This is a genomic window from Occallatibacter sp., from assembly GCF_036502485.1.
Classification (GTDB): Bacteria; Acidobacteriota; Terriglobia; order Terriglobales; family Acidobacteriaceae; genus Telmatobacter.
Genome location: NZ_DASXYM010000011.1, coordinates 1 through 5259 on the forward strand (window position 1 = coordinate 1; position 5259 = coordinate 5259).

Annotated in this window: 5 protein-coding genes; 1 reads left to right on the forward strand and 4 read right to left on the reverse strand. The window is 59.3% G+C overall.

Features of this window, described 5'->3' with window-relative positions:
• Nucleotides 1-382: 382 nt before the first annotated feature.
• On the reverse strand, nucleotides 383-1075 hold the full coding sequence (locus tag VGL22_RS01915) for a MarC family protein (protein WP_465265182.1): 693 nt from the start codon (nucleotides 1073-1075) through the stop codon (nucleotides 383-385).
• Between the two features lie 69 nt (nucleotides 1076-1144).
• Here VGL22_RS01915 and VGL22_RS01920 point away from each other — a divergent pair, with 69 nt between their 5' ends.
• Nucleotides 1145-2881 carry an alpha/beta hydrolase gene (locus VGL22_RS01920; RefSeq protein ID WP_465265183.1) on the forward strand — a complete coding sequence of 579 codons (1737 nt, stop codon included), beginning with the start codon at nucleotides 1145-1147 and terminating at the stop codon, nucleotides 2879-2881.
• On the opposite strand, the gene VGL22_RS01925 is transcribed toward VGL22_RS01920, so the two are convergent.
• The 3 genes from VGL22_RS01925 to VGL22_RS01935 all read right to left on the reverse strand — a co-directional run bounded on the left by VGL22_RS01925 (nucleotide 2875) and on the right by VGL22_RS01935 (nucleotide 5164).
• Nucleotides 2875-3681 (reverse strand): hypothetical protein, encoded by an 807-nt coding sequence (locus VGL22_RS01925; RefSeq protein WP_465265184.1) that lies wholly within the window; start codon nucleotides 3679-3681, stop codon nucleotides 2875-2877. The genes VGL22_RS01920 and VGL22_RS01925 overlap by 7 nt on opposite strands.
• Nucleotides 3682-3794: 113 nt before the next feature.
• Nucleotides 3795-4586 (reverse strand): acireductone synthase, encoded by a 792-nt coding sequence (mtnC, locus tag VGL22_RS01930; protein WP_465265185.1) that lies wholly within the window; start codon nucleotides 4584-4586, stop codon nucleotides 3795-3797.
• Nucleotides 4583-5164 carry a 1,2-dihydroxy-3-keto-5-methylthiopentene dioxygenase gene (locus VGL22_RS01935; protein ID WP_465265186.1) on the reverse strand — a complete coding sequence of 194 codons (582 nt, stop codon included), beginning with the start codon at nucleotides 5162-5164 and terminating at the stop codon, nucleotides 4583-4585. The genes mtnC and VGL22_RS01935 overlap by 4 nt, the downstream gene beginning before the upstream one ends.
• Nucleotides 5165-5259 lie beyond the last annotated feature (95 nt).

Consider the following 5259-nt stretch of genomic DNA (forward strand, 5'->3'; position numbering starts at 1 on the left):
CAGGAGCAGCTTTCCGCCTCATCCAACCCTACGAACCATCGCTTCCAAACTTGGGCGAATCAACTTCAGATCGTCGTTCGCGCTTGGGGAGGCTACTACAGCCACCGGAAGCCCCACTGCCCTTACTGCAACTTTTCGAGAGTAACATAAGCCACTCTCATTTGCAACCGGCTGCCGTCGTTTCCTGCAGCACGTTGTTGCGACTTCCTGAGAATAGCAACGGATCGAGTCTCGCGCAAGCCGCTTCCCCTGTGGGAAAGCGCTCAATTCTGTGGGAAAGCCCTTCAAAGCCGCAACCTACAAGGCTTTGTGCAATCCTCGCTCGCCCCAATCGTGGCTTATTGGCCACAGTCCTTTAGATGAATCAGGGGCACCAGACGACTCACCCCTGATGAGCAATGATCCCCAGGTCCACCAGGCCGTTCACGAAGAACTGCATAGCCAGCGCCACCAGCAGCAGGCCCATGATGCGGACGAGAATCCGTATCCCGGTCTCGCCCATGACGGCGCGCACCCGCCCGGCCGCGCCTAGAACCCAGTAGCTGACGAGCGCGGTGATCGCAATCGAGCCCAGGATCGCGCCCATCTCCCAGCGCCACAGCCCACCCACCTGCCCCACCAGCACCATCACCGACGAGATCGCTCCCGGGCCCGCCAGCATGGGAATCCCCAGCGGCACAATCCCCGCATCTTCCTTATGGCTGGCCTCTTCAGTGTCGCCCGAAGCCTCCTGCGTGGGCGAGCGTTTCGCCTCCAGCATGTCCAGACCGATCAGCAGCAGAATCAGGCCGCCGGCCACTTCAAACGCCGGCAGCGTGATGCCGAACATGCGGAAGATGAGCTGCCCTGCGATGGCAAAGCTGGTGAGCACGATGAAGCAGGTGATCGCCGCCTTGCGCGCCATGCGCTTGCGCCGCCCCTCATCGGCGTGCTCCGTAATAGCCAGAAACGACCCGATCGCCGCAAACGGGTCGACGAGGAAAAAGATGGAGCTGAGCGCCAGCACGGAAAAGCGCACCCAGGGCGCGGTGCGCAGCTCGTCAAACGCTGTTGTGGCCGGATTGGTCCAGTGCACAAATTCAGAGTACAGGAGCGCTCCCGGACCCCAACCGCACCAATCCTCCTGAACGGATCAGGGCACTCTTTGAACGAATCAGTGCACCATCCGCACCTTCAGCGCCAGGGCATCCTGCTTGTAATTCAGCCCCGCACCGCCGTGATCATGTTGCGGGCAGCGTCGCGCGTGAATGTCGCTGCCGTTGGCTCCATATACGTGCCCGCAAACAGAACAGGCCATCTGATACACGGTCTGGCCGTCTTCCGTTCCCGGCAGTCCCGTGTTGCGAATCACCACCTGCCTCCGCGGATTCACGAATCCGGTCCGCGTGCTACTGTCCGCCCGCTGCTTCTTGCTCTCCGCTGGCGTGATCATCGTTGCTTCTTTCTGAAACGACCGTATGATCGCACGTCCGGGGCAGCGTCAACGAAACATCCTTCGCTTTCACAATTTAGATTGCAACGCTGTCCGTTTTATCTCGTTCGATTGCTGCGCTTTCCTCGTACCCGCGACAGCATCCAACCCCTCATGGCAAAGCTTTCCAGCTTCGTTTCAAGGCTCAGCCGGAGCTTTCTGCTACTGCTGTTCGCGCTGTTCCTGCCCAGTGTCTGGCAAAGCGCGGCGCAGGCGGTCAACTCCGCCCCGGCTGCTGTTCTCGCGCCGAGGCTACCTGCTCCGTCGGGCAACTACGGGATTGGTCGAGCCGGATTCGATTGGACTGACGCGAAGCGTCACGATCGTCTGGATCCCGAACACCCTCGCGAATTGATGGTTTATCTCTGGTATCCGACAACGCCGCCCCATGCAGAGGCGAAAGGGGTCTATCTTCCGGGAGCGAAGCAGATGAATGCCAATCCCGAGATCCAAAGCCGGATGCGCGACGAATTCGGGGCAAATTGGCCGCTCATTGTCTCTGGAGACATCTACTCCCATGCCGTCGAACACGCTCCCCTGGCTGACGCTGAAGCACAATGGCCGCTGGTGATCTTTTCCCATGGGAACGGCAGCACTTCCTTCGCTTACACCTGGCTGATTGAGGACCTGGTGAGCCATGGCTATGTTGTCGCGGCAATCCAACACACAGGGACGGCGATCGCGGTGCAATTCCCTGACGGCCGGCTCGTTCCTCACCGCGAGCTCCCCATGCCTGCGAACACATCGCCTGCCGAGCGAATGCAAAAGCAAATCGAGAGCATCTCGGCAGGGATCAGCGAGGGCGCCGACGACGTGCGTTTTGTCCTCGATCACGTGACGGAATTGAGCAAGACCGGCGACCAACAGTTCCCCTTGAAAGGCAAAATAGATTCGTCTCGCGTCGCCGCCATGGGCCATTCAGCCGGAGCAGAGTTCTCGGCACGAGCCTGCCAGCTGGACAAGCGGCTCAAGGCCTGCGTCGACTTGGATGGCGCCATGGTTCCCTTCGCGGCCCTGCCCATTTATCCGGATCACCCAAGCATGAATCAGCCGCTTCTTTTCCTCGAGGCCTATCACCCGGAATCGCAGATGGGCGGCTCACATACCCAGCACGAGGATTTTCTCAAGGTCAAGCAAAAGCAGCTCCAAGAGTGTTTCCCAGGAAGTTACGACGTGATCATCAAGACTCCCGGCATCGCCCATCCCAGCTTCAGTGACATTCCCGTGATTTTCAACGGTGAAGATGGATATCCCGCGCCGGAGCTGGTGTCCCACAACATCCTTCTGATCGAGAAATTCGTGCGCGCCTTCCTGGATAAAAATCTGAAGAATGCGCACAACTCGCATGCCTTCGACTCATCCACCCCGGAAGCCGAGATCACGCCGTACGGGGCGGCAGTCCCTCAGTGAAAGTGCGGCACATCATCGTTCATTGAGAAGGCATTTTTGATGTCGCCCTCGTACGGAAATACGTGGATCATCCACGTGAAAGCCACAGGAAAAAACTTGCCTCCTTCGGCATCGCACGCTTCCCTGGTGTGAATTGACCCGAACATGCCGAACTTCGGATTCTTTCCGAAATACTCCTTGACCTTGTTTTCCGGCGCTCCGCAAAAGTTCGTATGCTTGTGCCACCGCGCCACGCTTAACGGAATTCGCTGGTTCAGTTCATCTTCCGTCGTGTTGTTGCGCGCGGTAAACATCACGCCTTCCAGCTTGAACTTCTGATTGGGAGTTTGAAAGTACAGCAGCGAGGTCGGCCGCGTCGGGTCAAATTTGCTGTCAGCCAGCCTGGCGTTCGCATCGTTGTTGAAATGGAACTGCGGCTGATCCACCGTGGGATTGGCCTGGATAAATCCATCCGCTATCGCCTTCTTGTAATCCTTGTATTTCTCGATGCTCGCCTTCACCTGTGCAATCACGGCGCGCGCCTTTTCCTCATCGCCGGGTTGGGCCGGCCGCATTGGAGTAACGCACATGTGGTTGGCCATTGCCTCCATGCTCTCGCCCATCACATTCATGCCCGGCATCATGCTCATCTGATCGCAGGAATTTCCCCACGGATCAACCGACGTGACCGACATGACCGATGCCTGCCCTTCTGCATTTTGCGAGTAACCCGGCGGCTGCATCACTCCCGCCCCGGCCATGGCCGCCACCAGAACAACTGCGCCATACAAGGCGCCGGCTCTTCTCTTGTTCCATCTCACATGGGCCTCCCCGCTTCGCTGGATCAGAGGCGACAATACGCCACCATCCGGCTGAAGAAATCCGCAATGATTTCAGTGGGAGACGCTTTGTTTCAGACTGGATCAACAACCCATCAGAACAGGCTGTCGGGGCCCAGCGACTGGATCGCCGCATGCGCGCCGAAGTCCGCAACCGGCGCATTGCCCGGCCGCACCATCAGCCGCGTCCCGCAGCCGGCCGCGCGCGCGGCATCCAGTTCGCTCACCACATCGGAGAAGAACAGCACGTCCTCCGGCGCAACATTCATCTGCTGCGCAATGGCAACATAACTCGCGCTGGCCTGCTTCGGTCCAATGCGCGTATCAAAGTAGCCGGAGATCATCGGCGTCAAATCTCCCACGTTTGAATGCCGGAAAAACAGCACCTGCGCCTCCGCCGAACCTGACGAATAAATCGCGATCCCCGCCTCCTTTGACCAGCGCGCGAACGCCCCCGGCACATCGTCGAAGAGCACGCTCTTCAGCTCTCCGCGCTCGTAGCCCGCTTTCCAGATCTTGCCTTGCAGGCTTTTCAGCGCGGTAGATTTCCGATCCTGATCCATGAGCCAGTAGATGTACTCCACAATGCGTGGAATACCTTTCGCCGGACTCATCGACACCGCCCCTTGATTGGCGGCTTCGGGCGGCAGAATCCGCGGCGCGCCCGGATCTGTCTCCCTCCTGTTCTCCAAGGCCAGCAGCATCATGTCCATGAAGATTGTGCCTTCCGGGTTATCGCCCAATTCCACATTGCCGATCTCCGGCACCACCTGCCACAGAAACTCCTCGCAATGCTTCCGCGCATACGGAAACAAAGTCTCGGTCACAAACGACACCGGGGCGACCGTGCCCTCTATGTCAAACAGATACAGCTTCGGCGCGCTCATGCCTCAAGCGACTTCGCAAAGGGATTCTCCACGCGCTCGCCCAAGTAGGCCGGCCCGAAGCACAGCGGATGATAACCGCGATCCACGCCGGAGTCGGTATAGTGCGGCGCCCACCCTGAGGTGTTCTGGAACCACCGGATCGCGCGGATGCGCCGCTCTTCGCACAGCGTGAACCAGTGCGTCGTACCGCGCGGCACCCTCAACAGGTCGCCCGGTCCCACCTCCACAGACGCTACCCGCCCGCTGATATGCAGAAAGAAAATCCCGCGCCCCGCAAGGATGAACCGCACCTCGTCTTCGTCGTGCGTGTGCTCCTTGTCGAACCGAGCCAGCATCGCATCCAGGTTCGGCGTCTGCGGAGTCACATCGATGACATCGGCCATCACGTAGCCGCCGCGCTGCTTCATCGCCGCGATCTCATCGCCATACGCTGCCAGCACAACCTCCGCGGAGCTGTCCGGCGGCACGCGATCCAGACTCCAGCGCTCAAAGTCAATGCCCAGCGCAGCAAGCTCCGCACGGATCTCCGCCTCTGTTGCAATGGTCCTGTTGGTATCGGGGAAGCGAAGGACAGCCATCTTGTGCCTCTGTGGTCTCGAATTTGTTTTAACACTATTTCTCTAACTATGTTCGCCGGACCGGCCGGCCAGGCCGCCGCCAATGTGCTTGCTCC

Excerpts from the sequence above, each read along its gene's own strand:
- mtnC (WP_465265185.1), bottom strand. The coding sequence starts at position 4,586 with ATGAGCGCGCCGAAGCTGTATCTGTTTGACATAGAGGGCACGGTCGCC.
- VGL22_RS01935 (WP_465265186.1), bottom strand. The coding sequence starts at position 5,164 with ATGGCTGTCCTTCGCTTCCCCGATACCAACAGGACCATTGCAACAGAG.